This is a genomic window from uncultured Chryseobacterium sp. (assembly GCF_913776365.1).
In the GTDB taxonomy this organism is placed as follows: Bacteria; Bacteroidota; Bacteroidia; order Flavobacteriales; family Weeksellaceae; genus Chryseobacterium.
Genome location: NZ_CAJYMO010000297.1, coordinates 1 through 4119, shown reverse-complemented (window position 1 = coordinate 4119; position 4119 = coordinate 1). Strand labels below are relative to the sequence as shown.

The window sequence follows — 4119 nt, the reverse complement described above, 5'->3', positions numbered from 1 at the left end:
GTACTGAGATCAGTACAACTGCCAGAAGCAGGATTCCTGCGCTGATCATGCTAAAAAGGAAAGATTTCAGTCCCGTAATCCTGAAGCTGAAAACAAGAGTCGCCAGGAAGAACGCAATCCAGATATACACGTGAATATTCTGTGAAAAGAAATCCATTGATTTTATCAGCTCGACATTCTTCAAAAGATCGGAAAGATCCTTCGTATAGTAGTAATAATCCGTCATGTTATTTTTAAAATAATGCTCTGGAGAAAGCTGTTTTCCAATATCAGGATTGAGATCTCTAATCTGAACGGAATCGCTGACTATCGACCCGTCAACAACGGATGCAGCAGTATCATCAACCGCTTCGGTATAAACGTAATTTCCTTCTTCATCCAATGGCATCTTGTTCAGGTCGTATTCTTTACCCGGGCCCGGTTTGTATTTCTGAATGAAATACCGGACCTTAAAATCATTGGGCTGATAGACCATTTTCAGCCAGCCTTTTGCATCGAGGTTATTTTTTATGCCGAATTTTTTCGAAATATCAAGGAACTTCACCAGAAGCTTTTCTACTTCCTCCGGTTTTTTCCTGTTCAGTAATTCCTTAGTCAGCCTGTTGATCTCAAATTTTTTCTTCTTATAAACCTCTTCAGCTAAATGATCTTCATTATTCCGATAGGGCTCTTCAGAAATGAAAAATGATTTTTCCTGAGGATCATTTTCATAAAAGATCTCTGAAAAATTGTAATACGTTAAATCTGTTGTATTGATAAAAGGCGACAGATCCACCACTTCTTTTTTGAAATAGTAGACCATTGAATTTGCATTTTTCTTATTATAAGCAAGTTTCTGCCGGTTTTCACCTGAAGGAAACAAAAAATCCCCATTGTGGTCTTTTTTATAGACCGTTTTCGAATACAGGTTATAATACTGATAAACCCGGTTGTAATACACAAAATACTTTTGGTTACGGTCTATTTTATTAATGTCGGTCTCACAGTAAATATTGTAATACCCGGGAAAGGTCCTGTTGTCAAGCGTGTAATATTCAGGATTCTGGGAAAGAAAAGCACTGGCTTTATTAATGACCTCTATATTTTCAGCCATCTGCTGATCCGGATATTTATTTTTAATAAACATTTTGAAGCCTGACATATATGAAAAATAAAACGTCGTACTTACAAAGAGAATAATAAAATACTGTATGAACTGTAAAAATAATTTTCTTTTGGATGAGGGATAAAAGTTTTTGAAAGCATTGTTTTTAAGCATCATAATAAGCCAGCCCACAATCATCAGAACGGAAATGATAAGATGGATAAAGATCATCCCATCACGGAAATAGTCGTCTTCTACATCTATTTTCTGCAAAGATGCGGGGTCGGCATGAGAAACATAACCGATGATGAAAAATAAAATATGGATAATAATACCTGCCAGCAGCATCCATACGATTTTCGTATTCCAAACGGTAGGATATTTTTCAAGAAGATAACGGTTGAATTGATTTATTTTTTGCATTTTTTTCGAATTAAAGATCATTAGCTTACAAAGAACCTCCTGGTGGAAGATGAAATGTTCCGGATATAAACGATTTCCGTTTTTGCATTTCCCAGTGCCGACATTACCTCATGGAATGCCGTATCTGCTGAAAAATGAGCGACATAAATTCCGCCGTTGAAGTTCAGTTTTTCGAGATTAAGACTTCCAAAAACCTTCAGGAGCTCTTCCCTTGAATCTGCCGTGTCTATTTCGAGGATCAATCCGTCATTCTCGCTGTTGGAAAGTTCGGAATTGTCTTTGTACTGACCGTTTTTGAGAAAGATCACCTTATCAGAAATCTTTTCTACTTCATACAGCTGCTGTGAGCTCAGGATCAGCGCAATCGGGTTGTTTACCGAATTGGCAATTGATTTCAGGTCTTCCAGAATCACCTGCTGTGCCAGCACATCCAGGTTGGCAAGAGGTTCATCAAGCAATAAAATTTCCGGTTTCCTTAGCAGGGTACGGGCCAGCTCGAACCGCATTTTATAACCCGAGGAAAGCTCATTCCATTTCAGGTGTTTATAGTTCCAGAGGCCGAGACGGGCAATCATCATTAAAGTCCGGGTTTCGTTCTCTTCGGGAGGAATGCCATAGTTGGCGAGTACAAATTTGAGATTATCTTTGAGGCTGCCGTACCATTTTTCCGTTCTTTGCGGAATGTAGACGAGTTTTGTGCGGAGATCGTAATCATTTTCCGGATTTTCATCGAAGGAATAGCTCAGTTCGCCTTCGTCATGAGAAATTTCTTTTGCCAGGATCCTCAGCAAAGTGGTTTTCCCGTTACCGTTCTCTCCTACCAGACCGTATACCTGGCCTTTACGGATTTCTACAGAAACCGGACCTAAAGAAAAGTGGCGGCTGCCGTATGATTTTACGATATTCCGCGCACGGAGCACAGCATCTGTTCCAGAATGCTCTTCCACGCGGATTTTACCAATCTTATCTAACAGATTCTTTGACCTGCTGATTAGTTCTTCAATGGAACGGTTATGGGTTTCTTTCCAGTCGGTAATTGCAACGGCTTCCCGGTAAATCTCCATATTCTGGGTGTCCATCGCACAATCCAGTAATTTTCTAAATCCTAAAACAGTATCTTTATTGTCAAAAAAATGATGGACTTCGGCGACTCTCTGCTGATGTTTTGTCATGGGTTCCAATGGTATTGGTTTTCAGTTTTTAAAGATATAAAATTTCTTTCCCGTTATTCTTTGGTCCGGATAAAAACTAATTTTATTTTTACATCCGATAAAATCATCAGATGAACAAAATAACCGCACTTCTACTCCTTCTACTTTCTTTCTCCATCATAAACGCACAGGAAATTATTCCGTTCAGAATGACGAAGTACAATAACCTGATTGTTAAAACCCAGGTAAACGATAAAGATTCCTTAGACCTGATGTTCCAGATTGCTATGGAAGAAGCTTCTGTTTCTCCGGAACGTAAAAGAAGTGCCGACCACATCATTTTTAAAGACGGAATAAGTGACGGCAATACCATAACCACAGGAAAAAACACGTATCAGAATGTCCGGTTTTTTGATAATGAGCTTACCGGCCACGAGGCCGACGGAAAGATCGGGACAGGGATTTTTAAAGGAAGAATTTTTGAGATCGATTATGATAACCACCGGTTTTTAGTTTATGAAAACATGCCTGACCTGAAAGGTTATCAAGCGGTTCCATTGGTGTACAGGAACGGCCAGCTTTTTATCCAGGCAGAAAATGTCATTGACGGAAAAACCGTAAGCGGTGATTTTCTTCTGCAATCCGGATATTCCGGCGGGATTATTTACAGCAACACCTTTGCTGATGGAAAAGACCTCGACCAAAAGCTGAAAATCACCGGTGAAAAAACACTAAGAAACTCAGCCGGAAAAAGCATTGTTACCAAAAACGGAATTCTGCCCCTGCTCAACATCGGAAGCTTTACACTGAAAGAGGTTCCGGCAGGATTTTTTACAGGCGACCTTAAAACCCAGAAAGCAAGCTATCTCGGAGCCGATGTACTGAAAAGGTTCAACTGGATTTTTGATGCGGAACGGAAAACCGCCTACATCAGGCCCAGCAAATATTTTACGGAAGCTTATTTTAAAATGAATTAAGCCTATTTCCCTAGCACTTCAATCGTGGTGTACCGGAATACTTTTGCTTTCTGGTTTTCACCGGCATTAGCTGAATTCCTATTGAAAAAACTTTACAGTTATTGAACAAGTATGAGGTTTATAGCCCCGATAGCAGCGGCATCCTTTTCCTGAAACGGCCCGGGCAGCGGCAGGAAAAGATACAGCGGATAGCGGGAATAAGCTCCTTAAAAACATGGTTATCAGATGACCGGCCAGGTGACTTCAAAAGACCTGTAGACAGGATCAGATCTGTAAAAAAAAACCTGACGGGTTTTTGGAATCCCGTCAGGTCTATAGTTATTCGTAAGACGGAGAGAAAGTGTAACTACTTCTCTGTTCTGTCATCTCTTCAATCCTTTTATCCTGGTTTATTTTGTTAAAGCGGCCATGAGCTTTTCAGCTGCACTTTCCGAGGAAGCCGGATTCTGGCCGGTAATCAACAAGCCATCCTGAACTACGTGGA

2 protein-coding genes and 1 pseudogene are annotated in these 4119 nt (G+C 40.2%); 1 reads left to right on the top strand and 2 read right to left on the bottom strand.

The genetic code is table 11. The annotated features are described in order from the left end of the window. Both QZ735_RS15520 and QZ735_RS15515 read right to left on the bottom strand, forming a co-directional pair. Positions 1–1507: pseudogene (locus QZ735_RS15520) on the bottom strand (hypothetical protein); the annotation flags it as partial. Between the two features lie 20 nt (positions 1508–1527). Further along, positions 1528–2679, bottom strand: a complete 1152-nt coding sequence (locus QZ735_RS15515; protein ID WP_294250199.1) for an ATP-binding cassette domain-containing protein — start codon at positions 2677–2679, stop codon at positions 1528–1530. Positions 2680–2789: 110 nt separating this feature from the next. Here QZ735_RS15515 and QZ735_RS15510 point away from each other — a divergent pair, with 110 nt between their 5' ends. Beyond that, complete coding sequence (locus tag QZ735_RS15510; RefSeq protein ID WP_294250195.1) at positions 2790–3635, top strand: hypothetical protein; 846 nt, start codon at positions 2790–2792, stop codon at positions 3633–3635. The last annotated feature ends 484 nt before the right edge of the window (positions 3636–4119 follow it).